Annotated in this window: 1 pseudogene; it reads left to right on the top strand. The window is 64.0% G+C overall.

Annotated elements, in window-relative coordinates:
• Window positions 1–21: 21 nt before the first annotated feature.
• Window positions 22–292: pseudogene (locus tag AAEY83_RS13925) on the top strand (3-deoxy-7-phosphoheptulonate synthase); the annotation flags it as partial.

Below are 292 nucleotides of genomic sequence, written 5' to 3'. Positions count from 1 at the left end.
CATCTGGACGGCTCTGACGACATGGCTGCCGGTCTGACGCTGTCGCGCGAACTGATGCTGGAAATGATCCGGCTCGGACTACCGGTCGCTACCGAACTCCTGCAACCCATGGCCGCCAACTACTTTGATGACCTGCTGAGCTGGGTGGCCATTGGTGCCCGCACCACCGAATCGCAAATCCACCGCGAAATGGCCAGCGGCCTGAACATGCCGGTGGGCTTCAAGAACGGCACCGACGGCGGCGCCGCCGTTGCTGTCGACGCCATGCGCTCGGCAGCCCATCCGCATCGAC

The organism is Psychrobacter sp. TB20-MNA-CIBAN-0197 (genome assembly GCF_040309765.1).
Lineage (GTDB): Bacteria > Pseudomonadota > Gammaproteobacteria > Pseudomonadales > Moraxellaceae > Psychrobacter > Psychrobacter submarinus.
This window is presented reverse-complemented; position numbering and strand designations above follow the sequence as displayed.